The following is a 17,275-nucleotide window of genomic DNA, read 5'->3' on the forward strand; positions in this document are numbered from 1 at the left end:
AATAAGCATAGCGGTGAGCTATTTTTGGGCCAAAAGACAAAACGCAATCTACCCGAAGACAATGGAAAATGTACAAGATTATACCTTCTTTTTTCAATCTATAGTTGACAGTGATGGTAAGTCATCAGGTGTGGAGGCCTTGCTCAGAAAGTTTGATACGAAAACGGGGAAGTGGATATTTCCTGATGATATTGATAAGTTCACGCTGCGTGAAGTCATCTTTCTTCTTCATAAAAGTTTTATTAAAACGAAACATCCTTCAAGTTTTTTAGCTATTAACATCAGTTTAAAACAATTTGCTGACCCCCGTTATGAGTATTTTATTAGATGGGTTAAAGGCGAGTGCTATCCGATGGAGCTAAGAATAGAATTTAATATGCAAGGGTATAGTGAGGTAAACTGGTTAAAAAAAATAAGAATCAAGAAAAATTTGAAGCTTAGCAGGGAGCTAAATGTAGCTGTTATATTGGAAAAAATTCAACCATCTAAAGCGTATTATAAAAAAGTGAAGTGGTTATTAAATGATATACATGGCGTAAAAGTTCCACTTTCTAATTTTCACAAAAAGACTGATAATGAGTGGCTTGAGATGAATATGGGGGATTGGAGTCGCCTAATTAGAAAAAAGAATAAAAAAATAGATATTACAGAGGTTGAAAGCCAGGACGATTTATTACTAGCAGACAAGCTAGAAATCGATAATAGACAAGGATACCTGATTGATAGACCTCATTCTGAATGATAAAGAACCTGCTACTTCTATAGCAGGTTCTTTACTTACTTTATGATCATTTTAAAGCGTCTTTTAAAGATGCTTTTTTTATTTGTTGTTCGCCTTTAATTCGATTTCTTCAAGAGTGTGACCACGTGTTTCGGGCACGAAGAATTGGATAAAGAGCACTCCTAGTAAGCAGATAATACCAAAGATGGCAAACACAGCTTCTTGACTCATAGAGGCGGTCATAATTGGGAAAAGCAATCCCACAAGGAATGAGCCAATCCAATTAAATGACGATGCAAGTCCTGAAGCACGTCCACGGATCGCGAGTGGAAAAATTTCCCCAACTAATACCCATGTCAAAGGTGCCCAGGTACAGGAATAAAGTGCGACGTAGATACATAAAAAGAAGACAATCATCATCGGACTAGAATTAGGAATAATCAGATTGATAATGGCGGGTAGAATAAAGGAAAGACCCATAATTGTCCCGCCAATTCGTAGTAAAGTCCGTCTGTTAAATTTATCAGCAATGACTAAGAAGAAAAGCGCTCCCACGACCAAAATGATTCCTTGAATAATTGGCCACATTAATGCTTCGCTTGCTGCGTGTCCAGTAGCTTTTTCGACAATCAAAGGGATGTAGTAGAAGATAGCATTGGCCCCTTGAAATTGTTGAAAGGCAGCTACACCTAAACCAGCTACAACTAGGTAGCGGTAGCGACTGGTAAAAAGCGTTCCCCAGGTTGTAGAAGCCAAAGCGTTCGTTTCTTGTTTTGCGGTATCTTGGATGGATTTAATCTCGTGGTCAATTTCAGTTGGTTTACGAATGTAGCTTAATACTTGTTTGGCTTCATCTATTTTTCCAGACTTTATTAAAAAGCGAGGTGACTCTGGTAAAGCGAGTACACCAAAGAACAAGATAAGGGCAGGTACTGCAGCAGCGCCCAGCATGATACGCCAAGCAATATCGGCTCCTAGATTTTTCAAAAAATAGTCAACGATATAAGAGAGAAGCATACCCGATACGATCATAACTTGATTGATTCCGGAGAGTCGTCCTCTGATATGAGCAGGTGACATTTCAGACATATAAGAAGGCACTAGTGCAGAAGCTGCTCCAACGGCTAGACCTAAACCAATCCGAACAATAATGAGATAATATTGACCATGATGCGGTGAAAGAGAAGAAAGTAAGGAACCTACCATGAAGATAAGCGAAGAAATCAAAATCATCTTGCGCCGTCCTAGTCGATCAGATAATAATCCTGCAGCAGCCCCTCCAAAAATTGCGCCAAACATAACTGATGAAGTAATCCATCCTATAATCGTAGCATTATCAGTTAGGCCCCAGCTGGATTGAAGAAAGGGGAGTGCTCCGGTCATAACTCCTATGTCATAACCAAACAAAATACCGCCAAAAGCTCCAAAAAAGTAGATAAAAGAAGCCGAAATTTTTTTATTAGTTTTCATGCTGTTGAAATTCTCCTTTAGATAAGGGTGTGTAAACAAGTTTAATGTAAGCGCTATGTTCTAAGCGGTTTCATTTTAACATTTGTGTCCGTACATGTCAAGCTTTTTTTAATTTTTTTGAAATTTATCCTTGACATGTCCGTATGTAAGTGCTATTATTTATCCTGTAAGCGCTACGAAAATAGCAAAACATCATGGATGGGAGAAGATATGGAAGCTTCTAAAGCAGAAGAAATGCTTGATGTTGTTGATGTACGTACATATCTAGGGATAGAATTTGGCTCAACACGTATCAAAGCAGTATTAATTGACTCACGATTTCACACGATTGCTTCTGGGAGTTACGAGTGGGAAAACCAGTTTGTTGAAGGCTACTGGACTTATTCAACCGAAGAAATATGGAAAGGATTACGCGTAAGTTATCGGGCCTTAGCGACGGAGGTCTATGAGAAGTATGGACTTCTTTTAGAAAAGGTTGGTTCAATCGGATTTAGTGCAATGATGCATGGTTATATGCCTTTTGATCAATCTGGTAAACTTCTTGTCCCTTTTAGAACGTGGCGAAATTCAACCACAAAAGAAGCAGCAAAGCAACTAACGTGTCTTTTTGAACATAATATTCCAGAGCGCTGGAGTATTGCGCATTATTATCAGGCGATAGTTAATCATGAAAAACACGTCGATCAAGTCGATTATTTGACGACTTTGGCTGGTTATGTTCATTGGCAACTGACTGGTAAAAAGGTTTTAGGAATAGGAGATGCATCTGGGATGTTTCCGATTGATAGTCTTTCAAAAAGCTATGACGAGCACCTCATTAATAAATTTGAAGAAAATTTAAAAAAAATGCATCACTCTGTTCATTTGAAAACTATTTTACCAAAGGTCTTGTTAGCTGGCGAAGAAGCTGGTGTATTGAGTGAGCAAGGCGCCTATTTGATTGATCCTACAGGAAGTCTCAAACCTGGTATTCCTCTTTGTCCACCTGAAGGAGATGCTGGAACAGGAATGGTTGCTACGAATAGCATCGGAGTCCGAACAGGAAATGTTTCTGTAGGGACATCAGCTTTTGCCATGATTGTTCTTGAAAAGCCCTTAGCAAAGGTTTATCCAGAAATAGACATTGTTACAACACCCGAAGGAAATCTCGTTGGTATGGTGCATGCCAATAATTGTACTTCTGATATCAACGCGTGGATTAAACTTTTTGAAGAGTTCACAGCGAGTCTTGGTTTAGAAGTTAATCGTGAAAAGATATTTACACTGTTATTTAATAAGGCTTTAGAGGCTGATGAAGATTTAGGTGGATTATTGAGCTATGGTTATTTTTCTGGTGAAAATATTACTGGGATCAGTGAAGGGCGGCCAGTCTTTGTCCGACAACCTGACAGCAATTTTAACTTAGCAAATTTTATGCGAACTCATCTGTCCAGTGCATTTGGTGCAATGCGTATCGGAATGGATATATTAAAAAAAGAAAAAATTGTTATTGAGGGACTAGTTGGGCATGGTGGCTTATTTAAAACACCCCGAGTTGGCCAACAAATCTTAGCCGCAGCACTCCAAAAGCCGATTACAGTAATGGAAACCGCTGGAGAGGGTGGTGCTTGGGGTATGGCAGTTCTTGCAGCATTTCAAGCCAGTCACTCTAACTGCTTGAGCGACTATTTAAATCAAGTAGTTTTTGCTGACGCTCCCTGTGTTACACTCCGGCCCCTCGAAAAAGATGAGCGAGCCTATGATGATTTCATTGCGCGTTATCAAACTGGGCTTGAGATTGAGCGTGCAGCTGTCGAAAAATTACGTTCATAATAAGGAGAGAGGAAATGTTAGAAGCCTTAAAAGAAAAAGTTTTAAAAGCGAATCTTGAATTGCCAAAGCATCATCTGGTGGAGTTTACATGGGGGAATGCGAGTGCCTTTGATAAAGAAACAGGCTATTTTGTCATTAAGCCAAGTGGAGTAAGTTATGATCAATTAAAAGCCTCCGATATGGTTGTTGTTGATTTAGAGGGTAAGGTTATTGAAGGAAGTTTAAATCCTTCTTCTGATACACCAACACATGCGGTGCTTTATAAGAATTATCCTGAACTTGGCGGTATTGTCCATACGCATTCCAATTGGGCTACGGCCTGGGCTCAATCTGGTGTTGATGTTTCTGCGATGGGAACAACACACGCTGATACTTTTTATGGACCTGTGCCTTGTACAAGGTACTTAAGCCAAAAGGAAATTGATCAGGGTTACGAGTATGAAACGGGAAATGTCATTATCGAAACTTTTAAGGAACGTGGTTTGGGGATTCTGGATGTTCCTGCAGTGTTGTTACATGGGCATGGTCCATTTACATGGGGAAAAGATGTGGAGGCGGCAGTATATAATGCTGTTGCTCTTGAAAATGTCTGCAAGATGAATATATTCGCACGGCAAATTAATAGTTATGCCCCAGATTTACCTCAACGCATTTTAGACAAACATTATTCACGTAAGCATGGCAAAGATGCATATTACGGACAAAAGATGAAATAATTTAAAGAAAGATGGTAGAAAAATGTTAGAAAATACACAAAAAGAATTTTGGTTTATCACTGGTTCACAATTTTTGTATGGTCCTGAAGCCTTGAGTACTGTTGAAAAAGATGCGCGCGAAATCGTAGATAAGATGAACAAATCAAATGCTTTGCCTTATCCAATCGTCTTTAAGCTTGTAGCTACAACAGCAGATAACATCACTAAAATTATGAAAGAAGCGAATTATCATGATGAAGTGGCAGGTGTCATAACTTGGATGCACACTTTTTCCCCAGCTAAAAACTGGATACGTGGGACGCAACTTTTGACCAAGCCTTTGCTTCATTTAGCGACCCAATTTTTGAACCATATTCCTTACGATACAATTGATTTTGATTATATGAATGTGAATCAATCTGCCCATGGTGATCGTGAATATGCTTTTATCAATGCACGTTTGAAAAAAAATAATAAAATTATTTTTGGACACTGGGAAGATGAAGCGATTCAGCAACAGATTGCAAAATGGATGAATGTTGCCGTAGCTTATAATGAATCTTATAAAATAAAAGTCGTAACATTTGCTGATAAAATGCGCGATGTGGCAGTAACTGATGGAGACAAAGTTGAAGCTCAAATCAAATTTGGCTGGACCGTGGATTATTGGGGAGTTGGAGATTTAGTTGAGTATGTGAAGGGTGTGGAAGAAGCACAAGTAGCTGAGCTTTACGAAGCACTTCAAGAAAAATATGACTATGTAGAGGGTCATAATAGCGCTGAAAAATTTGAACAACATGTTAAATATCAAATTCGTGAATATATTGCTATTAAAAAATTTATGGATGAAAAAGGCTATAGTGCATTCACTACAAATTTTGAAGATTTGACGGGATTGGAACAATTACCAGGTCTTGCTGCGCAAATGCTTTTAGCTGATGGTTATGGTTTTGCTGGTGAAGGGGATTGGAAAACTGCAGCTCTTGTACGTTTATTGAAAATTATGGCGCATAATAAACAAACTGTCTTTATGGAAGACTACACGCTGGACTTACGTAAGGGACACGAGGCTATTCTCGGCTCTCACATGTTGGAAGTAGATCCTAGTATAGCTTCAGATAAACCGCGGGTAGAAGTTCATCCTCTTGATATTGGAGGAAAAGCTGATCCTGCACGTCTTGTCTTTACTGGGATGGTTGGTGATGGCGTGGATGTGACCATGGCTGACTATGGCGATGAGTTTAAACTTATTTCTTATGAAGTAAATGGCAATAAGCCTGAAGCTGAAACTCCATTTTTACCTGTTGCTAAACAACTTTGGACACCTAAACAGGGCTTGAAAGTAGGTGCGGAACAATGGCTAAGAGCTGGTGGTGGACATCATACTGTCTTATCTTTTGTAGTAGATACACAACAGCTTGCTGATCTCTGTGCATTATTTGGTTTAACACATGTTAATCTTAGCTAATGAACGAGAGGAGGCGTGCCTCCTCTTTTTAGGTTAAGGTGTTTTAGGGATTGCTGAGGAAAAATAGCAATATTTCCCAGTAAATAGAAGAATAAAATAATAGAATAGTGATAAAAAATGGGTTACAATGAAGTAAATGGAGGAAATAGAATGACAGATTATAATTCAGAAGCTTATTTAGAAAAGTTGGATAAATGGTGGCGAGCAGCGACTTATCTTGGTGCGGGCATGATTTTCTTAAAAAGTAACCCTTTGTTTTCAGTTACAGGGACACCTATTAAAGCTGAAGATTTGAAAGCAAACCCAATTGGACACTGGGGCACAGTATCAGGTCAAACTTTCTTGTATGCTCATGCTAACCGTTTGATTAACAAGTATCATCAAAAAATGTTTTACCTTGGTGGCCCTGGTCATGGGGGACAAGCAATGGTGGTCCCTGCATACTTGGACGGGAGCTATACAGAAGCTTATCCAGAAATTACACAAGACTTGGAAGGGATGTCTCGCTTATTTAAACGGTTCTCATTTCCTGGGGGGATTGGTTCACATATGACAGCTCAAACTCCTGGTTCACTCCATGAAGGTGGTGAGTTAGGTTATGTGCTTTCTCATGCTACGGGTGCAATTCTTGATCAACCAGAACAAATCGCATTTGCGGTGGTCGGTGATGGTGAGGCAGAAACGGGTCCTTTGATGACAAGCTGGCATTCGATTAAATTTATTAATCCCAAGAATGATGGTGCTGTTTTGCCAATTTTGGATTTAAATGGCTTTAAGATTTCTAATCCGACACTTTTTGCACGTACTTCTGATGTTGATATTCGCAAATTTTTCGAAGGATTGGGTTATTCTCCTCGTTATATCGAGAATGAAGACATCCATGACTATATGGCTTATCACAAACTCGCAGCAGAAGTTTTTGATAAAGCGATTGATGACATTCATCAGATTCAAGAAGATGCGCGTGAACATGGTCGCTATCAAAATGGAGAAATTCCAGCATGGCCAATTATAATTGCACGTTTGCCTAAAGGATGGGGCGGCCCACGATATAACGATTGGTCGGGACCTAAATATGATGGAAAAGGGATGCCGATTGAGCATAGTTTCCGTGCGCACCAAGTGCCATTGCCACTTTCATCAAAAAATATGGAAACTCTTCCCGAGTTTGAAGCGTGGATGAATTCTTACCATCCTGAAACATTATTTAATACGGACGGCTCACTTAAAGAGGAATTGCGTGATTTTGCACCAGAAGGTGAAATGCGTATGGCTTCGAATCCAGTCACAAATGGTGGCGTAGATCGTTCAAATCTGAAACTTCCTAATTGGGAGGATTTCGCTAATCCAATCACTGCAGAAAATCGCGGTAAATTGCTTCCTGAAACAAACGATAATATGGACATGAACGTGCTCTCGAAATACTTTGCAGAAATTGTGAAATTAAATCCAACACGTTTTCGTCTTTTTGGACCTGATGAAACAATGTCTAACCGTTTCTGGGAGTTGTTTAAAGTGACCAATCGTCAATGGATGCAAGTCATCAAAAATCCAAATGATGAATTTATTGCACCAGAAGGTCGGATCTTAGATTCACAGCTTTCAGAACACCAAGCAGAAGGATGGCTTGAAGGTTACACGTTAACAGGACGTACTGGTGTTTTTGCAAGTTATGAATCATTCTTGCGCGTTGTAGATTCAATGTTGACGCAACATTTCAAATGGATTCGTCAAGCGGCTGATCAAAAATGGCGTCATGACTATCCTTCGCTCAATGTGATTTCGACTTCAACGGTTTTCCAACAAGACCATAATGGTTATACTCACCAAGATCCAGGGATGTTGACGCATTTGGCGGAAAAGAAATCTGATTTTATCCGGCAATATCTCCCAGCAGATGCGAACACTTTACTCGCTGTCTTTGACCGTGCTTTCCAAGATCGGAGCAAAATTAATCATATTGTGGCCTCTAAACAACCTCGTCAACAATGGTTTACTAAAGAAGAGGCAAAACAATTGGCGACTGACGGAATTGCAACGATTGATTGGGCTTCTACCGCCAAAGAAGGCGAAGCAATTGATCTGGTTTTTGCTTCGGCTGGGGCTGAACCTACAATCGAAACACTCGCGGCTTTACATCTTGTTAATGAAGTTTTCCCACAGGCGAAATTCCGGTATGTCAACGTGGTTGAACTTGGTCGTTTGCAAAAGAAAAAAGGCGCTTTGAACCAAGAACGACAACTTTCGGATGCTGAGTTTGAAAAATATTTTGGTCCTTCAGGAACGCCAGTAATCTTTGGATTCCATGGCTATGAAGATTTGATTGAATCTATCTTTTACCAAAGAGGACATCAAGGCTTGATTGTTCATGGTTACCGGGAAGATGGTGACATTACAACGACCTATGATATGCGTGTTTATTCTGAGCTGGACCGTTTCCATCAAGCTATGGATGCGATGCAAGTGCTTTATGTCGATCGCAAGGTTAACCAGGCTTTAGCCAAAGCATTCATTGATAAAATGAAGCGAATTCTTGATAAACACTTCGAAGTGACCCGGAATGATGGGGTGGATATTCCTGAGTTCACTGATTGGACTTGGTCTGATTTGAAAAAATAAGTAAAAAAACACTTGATCGTTTGAATCAAGTGTTTTTTTTTACTGACAGGGCTGTCAGTGAATTTTGAAGATGCTTGATGAAATTTAGGGCTTTGTTAGAGAGTAAGGTAATTGATCGGCCGTATAACGATGTGGGTGAGGAACGATACCGAGTTCAAAACTGAGCGTTCCTCCGCTCAAAAGTTGTTGGTGTTTAATAAAAGTAGTGCTGACCGGTTCGTCATTATATGTGATTGCATTGACAAACATTTGCTGTGGTGCATTAGGAGATGCAAGGACGGTCAAGCTCTGACCAGAGGATAACTTGATTGTGGCTTTATCCCAGAGGGGAATACCAAGAACGTATTGACCAGAAGCAGCCGTGACTGGATAGAATCCTAAACTTGAAAAAATATACCAAGCTGCCATTGTTCCATTATCTTCGTCACCAGGATAGCCCTTCGGACTATCATTAAATGTTTCTGTCAGTAAATTTTTGATTAAAGGCGTAGCCATCCAAGGCTTGCCAATGTAACTAAAAAGGTATGGGTAATGGAAACTTGGTTGATTTGAGATAGCCACTTGCCCAAATTCGATGGCAGCCATTTCACTCATTTCATGAATTTCAAAACCGTATCCTTCAACATTGAAATTTGGTCGTTGGTTGCAAAGCTCGATGAGTTTGTTTTCAAAATTTTCTCTTGAGCCATGTAGTTTAATTAGTCCAGCAAAATCATGAAGAACTGACCAAGAAGTTTGCCAAGCAGAACCTTCTGCATAATCACGACCCCAACGAATATCTAAAAAGTCAGGTCTGAAATTTCCGTCAGCATCTTTTGCTCGCATAAAACCAGTTTCAGAATCAAAAATATTTTGATAGTTTTTTGCGTGATGGGCATAGAAGTCTGAAGTTTCTTTGTCACCGGTTTGTTTCGCCACTTGCGAAATACAATAATCAGAAAATGCGTAATCTAAAGTGTGATTAACAGATTCATGGTGAGTGAGCGGAACATAACCAAGTTTTAGATAATCTTTGGTTCCACGACGGCCGTAATTAGCGTTTTCAGATTGACTTGTGGCTCCTTTTTTCATTGCTTCCAAAAACTCGGGCATCAAATCAGGTCGAATGTTTTTACTTGCAGCATCAGCAATGACGGCGTCTATCAAGGTTCCAGGCATTAGACCGCGTTCATCAGGAGAAAGCCATTTTGGAAGAAAACCAGTCGCACGATAAGAATTTAGGAAGCCTTCGAGCATATCACCGTACTCGTCAACGGCTATTAGACTATAAAGCGGATAGACTGTTCGGAAAGTATCCCAGAAGCCATTGTTTGTATAGAGGGGACCTTTCTTGACAGTTTTAGAGCTTGTATCGTAATGGATTTTTTGATGCTCTTGGTCAAATTCATAAAAAGTTTGTGGAAAGAGAAATGAGCGATAAAGATTGTGATAGAAAGTGGAAACTTCGTGTTGATTATGATGCTCAATTTCGATACGTGAAAAAAGGTTATTCCAAGCAGATTCAGCATTTTCCAAATATGTTTCTGCTGAATTATCTTGTTCACGCTCCAGATTAAGAGCGGCTTGTTCCTTGGAAATAAAAGAAGTAGCAAAATGGATTTGGACCTGCTTGGCTGCTTTGAAATCTAAGCGAACAGAAGAATCTTCATCAGATAAATTTCCACTTAAAATAAAAGGTTGGTCAGCAGTAAATTTGAGATAAAAAGTAAAATTATCATCTTCGCAACCAGCAAAATTAATAATTGAAAGCTCTAAGCTGTAATCGTCAAGTTGTTGAAGTTCATAAGAACCGGGGAGATGAAGCATCAAGCCATTATCTTTGAGGCCTAAATTTTGATAATTCATTGATAGAATTCCACCATACATTGATGGAATTAACTGAGATGTAATCTGATAACGTAATTGAGTAATTTTGAGTTGCGTTGGATTAAAAGTTGATTCTTCTGGACGGTATGAACTTACGGTGTGCCATAATGAAGTTTCAGGCAAAGGACCTGTAATAGGCGTCATTGTCAAATGTGAGAAATCTCCCATCCAAGGACTGGGTTGGTGAGTGATTCGGTAGCCTTCAAAGGTGCGATCTTCTGGATGAAACCACCAAGCACCACGGGCGGCACCGGTTGAAGGGGCAAAATAATTCATTCCCCAAGGATAGCCAGTGTATGGAAGGCAATTCCCATGTGAAAAAGTGGGGTGGTTAGCTGTTCCGTGACGGGTATCAATTTTGTTTATCTTCATTTCAACTCCTCAGTTGTTTTTCTTTTAATTAAATTGATTGGAACTTTGACATCTTTTGGGGTTTGCCCGCTTTTAATCCAGTCTAAAAGCAGTTCGCCAGCGATTCTTCCCATGCCAATGAAATCTTGAGCAATGGTTGTTAATGGCGGATTTGATAAGCTTGCTGCTTGAATATCATCAAAACCAATAATTGATATATCATTTGGAACAGAAAAATGGCTATCTTGCAAAGTCTTCATAGTTTGAAGAGCGACTAAGTCATTTTCACAGATAAGTCCTGTGACTTTTTCATTATGAATGAGTTCCAAAACAGAACTTTCGGTATAAAGTGAGTCATCAAGCGTAGTGTGAAACTTGATTCCTTGTTCTTTTAAAACTTTGACATAGCCTAAGTATCGATTTCTTGTTGTTTGGGGATGGTGGGTATCATTACTAGCCACAAAAGCAATTCGCTTATGCCCTAAATTCAAGAGCGCTTGAGCGGCTTGCTCACCCCCATTAAAGTTATCTGAGGAAACACAAGGAAATCCGAGGTCGTAAATTTGTTTATCTAAAAGAACGACAGGAAAGTTTTGTAGTGAAAGTTCTAATAAGATATCTAAATAATCTTCCGTATACATTGGATAGTAAATTAAACCGTCAAAATTTTCTTTAATATCCTCCGCTGTATTTTCTTTAAGATAGCTTGCATATGTGATAAAAACGGTTGTGTTTTCAACTTTTAAAGCAGGAACTAAACCTTGTGTGAAATCTCCAAATGACATTCCTTCAAAAGGAATAATGAAGAGCACTCTTTTTAATAGTTTGGTATGGTTTTTATTTAATTCTTGAACAAAAGTTCCTTTTCCTCGTGTTCTACTGACAAGCCCAAGTTGTTCTAATTCAGTAAGCGCTCGTTTTGCGGTAATGCGACTCACTGAATAAGTCTCTGAGAGTTCTTTCTCAGTGGGGAGCTGGTCTCCAGATTTAAATGTTTTAGCGATAATTTTTTGCTTTAAATCATTGGAAATCTGCTGATAGAGTGGTAAGCTCATAGAAATATCCCTTTGTATTTTATTTGATATATCATATTCTACTCTTTTTTTATAAAAAAACAAGTATTTGGATAATAATTTGCTATAAAAAGCGTCATATGAGAAAAAATATTCAGAAAAAATAAAGAAAAGTGACAAAATTAACCCTAACTTAATAAAAAAGCGCTTGCAAAACGAAATGAATTATATTAAAATAGCCTTAAATGATATATCAAATGAATTTAAAAGGAGATGCAGTGAAAGCAAATATTCCAAAATCTGTTGAAAAGTTTATGAATGACATAACAATTCTTTGTGGAGAAGAACATAAAGAGTGGGCCCTAAACTTTAATCATTCTTTCTCAAACACACTTGAAACTACTTTAAGAGTGCATGATGATAGGACTACCTTTCTTTTAACAGGTGATATTCCAGCAATGTGGTTACGAGATTCGACAGCTCAAATGAGACCTTATTTGGTACTTGCACGTGAAGATGAAGAAATTCGTGATTTGATTGTTGGTTTAGTAAAAAAACAAATGATATATATTAATCTAGATCCTTATGCTAATGCTTTCAACGAGAGTGAAAACTTTGCTGGGCATCAGACCGATCATACCAATTTTAATGAACACAAAGGTTGGATTTGGGAAAGAAAGTATGAGATTGACTCCCTTTGTTATCCTATCCAACTCGCTTACTTAGTTTATAAAAATACAGGTTATACCAAACATTTTGATGAAGAATTTATCAAAGCAGTCAAAAACACCTTGAATGTCTTTAAAACAGAACAAAATCATGAAACTTCTCCCTACCATTTTGTTCGAGATACTGAACGACATGAAGATACTTTAATAAGAGATGGAAAAGGAGCCAAGACAGCCTACACTGGCATGACTTGGTCAGGATTTAGACCAAGTGATGATGCTTGTGAGTATGGTTATTTGGTTCCGTCAAATATGTTTGCTGTCGTTATTTTGGATTATATCAAAGAAATTTTTACTGAGCTTCTATCTAATGAAGAAATTGCAAATGAAGCAAAGATGCTTAGAGATGAAATTCAAGAGGGACTTGAGAAATTTGCCAAAACTAAAAATCAACAAGGCGAAGAAATTTGGGCTTATGATGTTGATGGACTTGGGAAAAAAACTTTAATGGATGATAGCAATGTTCCCAATCTGATTGCAGCTCCCTATTTGGGATTTTGCCAGGCTGAAGATGAAGTTTATTTGAAAACACGACAAACTTTATTGAGTAAAGAAAATCCTTATTACTATGAAGGAAAATATGCACGAGGAATTGGTTCTAGTCATACACCAGAAAATTATGTTTGGCCAATTGCTTTAGCAATGGAAGGAATGACTACAAATGATAAGAGCGAAAAAGAACGAATCTTAAATCATTTGGTCGAAACAGACGCTGGAACACATTTGATGCATGAAGGATTTGATGTCAATAATCCACAAAATTACACTAGAGAATGGTTTAGCTGGGCTAATATGATGTTTTGTGAGTTAGTCATGGATTATTTTGATATCCAAATTGAAAAATAAGTTAATGAGATTAGTTTTAGAAAGATAGAGCTTTATGAAAAAGAAAACGGTACATATCATCTCTCACAGTCATTGGGATCGAGAATGGTATATGGCTTATGAAGAACATCATATGCGTTTAGTCAATTTAGTGGATGATTTACTTGATTTATTCAAGGAAGATCCTGAGTTTGATAGCTTTCATTTGGATGGACAAACGATTATTTTAGATGACTATTTGCAAGTACGTCCCGAGCGTCGTGAGGAAGTACAAGCAGCGATTTCAGCTGGAAAACTGAGAATCGGTCCATTTTATATCTTACAAGATGATTTCCTCATTAGTTCTGAATCAAACGTTCGTAATATGCTTGTTGGACGTAAAGAATCGGAGCGTTGGGGTGCTCCCGTTGAGTTGGGATATTTCCCTGATACTTTTGGGAATATGGGGCAAACGCCACAAATGATGAAAGGGGCAGGGCTTAGCACTGCAGCTTTTGGTCGAGGAGTGAAGCCAGTCGGGTTTGATAACCAAGTTTTGGAACAATCAGAGGAAGCCTATAGTTCACAATTTTCAGAAATGTGGTGGGAAGGTCCTGATGGGACAAAAATTCTTGGAATTCTATTTGCCAATTGGTATTCAAATGGAAATGAAATTCCTGCTGAAAAAGCAGCAGCACTTGACTTTTGGAATCAAAAATTAGCAGATGTTGAAAAATTTGCTTCGACATCACATCTCTTAATGATGAATGGCGTGGATCATCAACCAGTTCAGAAAGATTTGAGCAAAGCGATTCGCTTGGCAAATGAACTTTTCCCAGATTATGAGTTTGTTCATTCTAATTGGCCAACTTATTTAGAAGCTGTAAGGTCAGATTTGCCTGAAAACTTATCTACGGTAACAGGGGAACTAACCTCACAGGAAACTGATGGCTGGTACACTTTAGCAAATACGGCTTCGAGTCGAGTTTATCTCAAACAATGGAATACAAAAGTTGAGCGTCAGTTAGAAAATGTTACAGAACCTCTCGCCAGTTTAGCTTATCGGGTGACAGGAGAGTATCCGCACGACAAATTGACTTATGCTTGGAAAACTTTGATGCAAAATCATCCACATGATAGTATCTGTGGTTGCTCTGTTGACGAAGTTCATCGTGAAATGATGACACGTTTTGAAAAAGCGAATGAAGTAGGAAAATATCTTGCTGATGATGCATTATTTGAACTCGCTAAAGTCATTGACTTTGAAGGCCAACATCCTTTTGTCGTTTTTAATACAGCTGGACATTCTAAAACAGGTGAGGCTGAAGTTGAAGTAGTTCTTGAGCGTAAATTATTTAAAGAAGGAATTCCTGAAAAACTTTATGATGAACTAAAGGCACAGCCCAAGGCAACTTATAAAGTAATCAATCGTGAAGGTCAAGAAGTCCCAGCTGAAATCAGTGAAGAAGAAGTCTTATTTGATTATGATTTACCGAAAGATCGTTTCCGAGTTCCTTACATGAAACGATTTGTGAAAGTGAAATTATTTTTAAATGAAATGAGTGCTTTTTCTTGGGAAAGTTTTGATTTGGTACTTACTGACGATGCTGACAGTTCTGTCAATAATAATGAAAGTATGATTTCTGGTCAAACTATTGAAAATGAAAGTTTGAAACTGACAGTTAATCATAATGGAACATTGAGTATTTTTGATAAGTCGCTCAATAAAGTTTTTAAAGATTTGCTTGTCTTTGAAGACACTGGTGATATTGGAAATGAATATATCTATTTCCAACCTAAAAATACCAAACCAATTCTTTCTACTGACAGTCCTGTTGAGTTTTCAATTATTACTGACAGAGCAGAAATTGCGGAAGTTCAGCTTAAACAAGTGCTGATGATTCCTGAATCTGCTGACGAATTATTGGATGAGGAACAAAAAAAGGTTTTGGAATTCCGTTATCGTAATGCTGGTCGTTCTGATAAACTTTTGCCTTTAGAGGTAACAAGCAAAATCACTGTACGTAAAAATTCAAAAAAAGTTGATTTTGAAACAAGCATTGATAATCAAATGAAAGATCACAGACTTCGTGTACTGTTCCCAGCGGGATTAACAAGCGAAAATCACGAAGCTGACAGTATTTATGAAGTAGTGACAAGACCTAATGTTATGCCTGAAACTTGGGAAAATCCAACAAATCCACAGCATCAGCAAGCTTTCGTTAATCTTCATAATGAAGAATATGGTTTAACTGTTGGTAATTTTGGTTTAAATGAATATGAAATTACTGACAGTGCAAATATTGCATTAACTTTACTTAGAGGAGTTGGCGAACTTGGTGATTGGGGTTACTTCCCAACACCAGAGGCTCAAACTTTAGGGCGTCATACTTTTAACTATAGTTTAGAATTTCATGGACCGGCTTGTGAACGTTATGAAACTTATCAACATGCTTATATTGCACAAGTTCCATTTTCAACGGTAGAACTGACAAATCCGTCAGCAGAAAAAACTTTACCGTCAGCTGGGAAAATATTAGAAATTGATACTGATAAATTTGCTATCACGGCATTGAAACGTCGCGAATCAGATAATGGTCTAGTTTTACGAGGCTACAATATGTCTGGTCAGTCATTAAGTTTAGCGCTTGAAGAAGAAGCAAAATTACTTAATTTACTCGAAGATGAAATTGAAGCAGACGCACCCACACAAATTGCAGCTCACGAAATCCGGACTTTGTTGATTAAGGAGAAAAATCAATGAAAAAATTTTTTCGGAATATTTGGCGCTATAAAGCGCTGATCATTATGGCTCTGCCGGGTGCAATTTGGATGATCTTCTTCTTTTATATTCCAGTATTTGCAAATGTGGTGGCTTTTAAAGATTTTCATATTGACCCAGACGGATTTTTGGCCAGTTTGACCAATAGTCCTTGGGTAGGATTTAAAAACTTTGAATTCCTCTTTTCTTCCGGTGCTGCTTTTGATATCACAAGAAATACGGTGCTTTATAATGTTGGGTTTATTACACTGAACTTGATTATTTCTATTGCGTTTGCAATTATCATGAGTGAATTAAGAAATAAAAAGTTGGTAAAAGTGTATCAAACAATGTCACTTCTTCCATATTTCCTTTCATGGGTCGTTATTTCTTACTTTGTTTATGCCTTCTTGGCACCAGGAAACAAAGGGATTTTCAACCAAATGATTATGCATAATGGTGGAATGCCAGTCAATTGGTATCAAGAACCAAAATATTGGGTCTTCATCATCCTCTTCATTGGTGTTTGGAAGGGAATTGGTTATAATTCGATTATCTACTTTGCAACAGTAATGGGAATTAACCCAACCTACTATGAAGCAGCAATGGTCGATGGCGCAACAAAATGGCAACAGATTAAAAATATTACCATTCCTCAAGTTGTTCCACTGATGACGATTTTGACAATCTTAGCCGTTGGAAATATTTTCCGTGCTGACTTTGGTCTTTTCTATAATGTTCCACGACAATCAGGTGCTTTGACACCAGTAACGCAAGTCCTTGATACCTATATCTATAATGGCTTGGCTAACACTGGTGACTTAGGAATGGCAACGGCAGCAGCGCTTTATCAATCAGTAGTAGGATTTATTCTTCTAATGATTACAAACTTCTTTGCTCGCAGACTTGATAGTGATTCAGCATTATTCTAAGAAAGGAGGAAGCTAGTAGGTCAAGCCTTTTATCA

At 38.2% G+C, this 17,275-nt stretch carries 11 protein-coding genes; 8 read left to right on the plus strand and 3 right to left on the minus strand.

All coding sequences use genetic code 11. The features are described 5' to 3' along the window. Nucleotides 1–61 precede the first annotated feature (61 nt). Complete coding sequence (locus JKP71_RS04860) at nt 62–742, plus strand: EAL domain-containing protein (RefSeq protein ID WP_234446108.1); 681 nt, start codon at nt 62–64, stop codon at nt 740–742. Between the two features lie 78 nt (nt 743–820). Here JKP71_RS04860 and JKP71_RS04865 read toward each other — a convergent pair whose 3' ends face one another. Next, nucleotides 821–2,191, minus strand: a complete 1,371-nt coding sequence (locus JKP71_RS04865; RefSeq protein WP_200407226.1) for a sugar porter family MFS transporter — start codon at nt 2,189–2,191, stop codon at nt 821–823. 210 nt (nt 2,192–2,401) lie between these two features. Here JKP71_RS04865 and JKP71_RS04870 point away from each other — a divergent pair, with 210 nt between their 5' ends. The 4 genes from JKP71_RS04870 to JKP71_RS04885 all read left to right on the plus strand — a co-directional run bounded on the left by JKP71_RS04870 (nt 2,402) and on the right by JKP71_RS04885 (nt 8,785). Next, nucleotides 2,402–4,003 carry a xylulokinase gene (locus JKP71_RS04870; RefSeq protein WP_200407337.1) on the plus strand — a complete coding sequence of 534 codons (1,602 nt, stop codon included), beginning with the start codon at nt 2,402–2,404 and terminating at the stop codon, nt 4,001–4,003. A gap of 14 nt (nt 4,004–4,017) precedes the next feature. Further along, on the plus strand, nt 4,018–4,719 hold the full coding sequence (locus JKP71_RS04875) for an L-ribulose-5-phosphate 4-epimerase (protein ID WP_200407227.1): 702 nt from the start codon (nt 4,018–4,020) through the stop codon (nt 4,717–4,719). Nucleotides 4,720–4,741: 22 nt separating this feature from the next. Beyond that, nucleotides 4,742–6,166, plus strand: a complete 1,425-nt coding sequence (araA, locus tag JKP71_RS04880) for an L-arabinose isomerase (protein ID WP_200407228.1) — start codon at nt 4,742–4,744, stop codon at nt 6,164–6,166. Between the two features lie 150 nt (nt 6,167–6,316). Beyond that, entirely contained in the window at nt 6,317–8,785 is a 2,469-nt protein-coding gene (locus tag JKP71_RS04885) for a phosphoketolase family protein (RefSeq protein WP_200407229.1), read from the plus strand. Between the two features lie 84 nt (nt 8,786–8,869). Here the strand turns inward: JKP71_RS04885 and JKP71_RS04890 are convergent, their stop codons facing one another. Both JKP71_RS04890 and JKP71_RS04895 read right to left on the minus strand, forming a co-directional pair. Further along, nucleotides 8,870–11,023, minus strand: coding sequence for a GH92 family glycosyl hydrolase (locus tag JKP71_RS04890; protein WP_200407230.1), 2,154 nt, complete (start codon nt 11,021–11,023; stop codon nt 8,870–8,872). Continuing rightward, a complete protein-coding gene (locus tag JKP71_RS04895; protein ID WP_200407231.1) occupies nt 11,020–12,057 on the minus strand; it encodes a GntR family transcriptional regulator in 1,038 nt (345 codons plus the stop codon). The genes JKP71_RS04890 and JKP71_RS04895 overlap by 4 nt, the downstream gene beginning before the upstream one ends. 215 nt (nt 12,058–12,272) lie before the next feature. On the opposite strand from JKP71_RS04895, the gene JKP71_RS04900 reads away from it, so the two are divergent. From JKP71_RS04900 to JKP71_RS04910, 3 genes are read left to right on the plus strand one after another with little or no spacing between them, the layout of a single operon-like run. Further along, nucleotides 12,273–13,589 (plus strand): glycoside hydrolase family 125 protein, encoded by a 1,317-nt coding sequence (locus JKP71_RS04900; RefSeq protein WP_200407232.1) that lies wholly within the window; start codon nt 12,273–12,275, stop codon nt 13,587–13,589. 34 nt (nt 13,590–13,623) lie between these two features. Then, on the plus strand, nt 13,624–16,311 hold the full coding sequence (locus tag JKP71_RS04905; protein WP_200407233.1) for an alpha-mannosidase: 2,688 nt from the start codon (nt 13,624–13,626) through the stop codon (nt 16,309–16,311). Beyond that, on the plus strand, nt 16,308–17,240 hold the full coding sequence (locus JKP71_RS04910) for an ABC transporter permease (RefSeq protein ID WP_003130089.1): 933 nt from the start codon (nt 16,308–16,310) through the stop codon (nt 17,238–17,240). Before JKP71_RS04905 ends, JKP71_RS04910 begins: the two co-directional genes overlap by 4 nt. Nucleotides 17,241–17,275: the final 35 nt, after the last annotated feature.

The sequence above is a fragment of the Lactococcus taiwanensis genome (assembly GCF_014905395.1).
Taxonomy (GTDB): Bacteria; Bacillota; Bacilli; order Lactobacillales; family Streptococcaceae; genus Lactococcus; species Lactococcus taiwanensis.

Excerpts from the sequence above, each read along its gene's own strand:
- JKP71_RS04860 (WP_234446108.1), top strand. The coding sequence starts at position 62 with ATGGAAAATGTACAAGATTATACCTTCTTTTTTCAATCTATAGTTGAC.
- JKP71_RS04865 (WP_200407226.1), bottom strand. The coding sequence starts at position 2,191 with ATGAAAACTAATAAAAAAATTTCGGCTTCTTTTATCTACTTTTTTGGA.
- JKP71_RS04870 (WP_200407337.1), top strand. The coding sequence starts at position 2,402 with ATGGAAGCTTCTAAAGCAGAAGAAATGCTTGATGTTGTTGATGTACGT.
- JKP71_RS04875 (WP_200407227.1), top strand. The coding sequence starts at position 4,018 with ATGTTAGAAGCCTTAAAAGAAAAAGTTTTAAAAGCGAATCTTGAATTG.
- araA (WP_200407228.1), top strand. The coding sequence starts at position 4,742 with ATGTTAGAAAATACACAAAAAGAATTTTGGTTTATCACTGGTTCACAA.
- JKP71_RS04885 (WP_200407229.1), top strand. The coding sequence starts at position 6,317 with ATGACAGATTATAATTCAGAAGCTTATTTAGAAAAGTTGGATAAATGG.
- JKP71_RS04890 (WP_200407230.1), bottom strand. The coding sequence starts at position 11,023 with ATGAAGATAAACAAAATTGATACCCGTCACGGAACAGCTAACCACCCC.
- JKP71_RS04895 (WP_200407231.1), bottom strand. The coding sequence starts at position 12,057 with ATGAGCTTACCACTCTATCAGCAGATTTCCAATGATTTAAAGCAAAAA.
- JKP71_RS04900 (WP_200407232.1), top strand. The coding sequence starts at position 12,273 with ATGAATTTAAAAGGAGATGCAGTGAAAGCAAATATTCCAAAATCTGTT.
- JKP71_RS04905 (WP_200407233.1), top strand. The coding sequence starts at position 13,624 with ATGAAAAAGAAAACGGTACATATCATCTCTCACAGTCATTGGGATCGA.
- JKP71_RS04910 (WP_003130089.1), top strand. The coding sequence starts at position 16,308 with ATGAAAAAATTTTTTCGGAATATTTGGCGCTATAAAGCGCTGATCATT.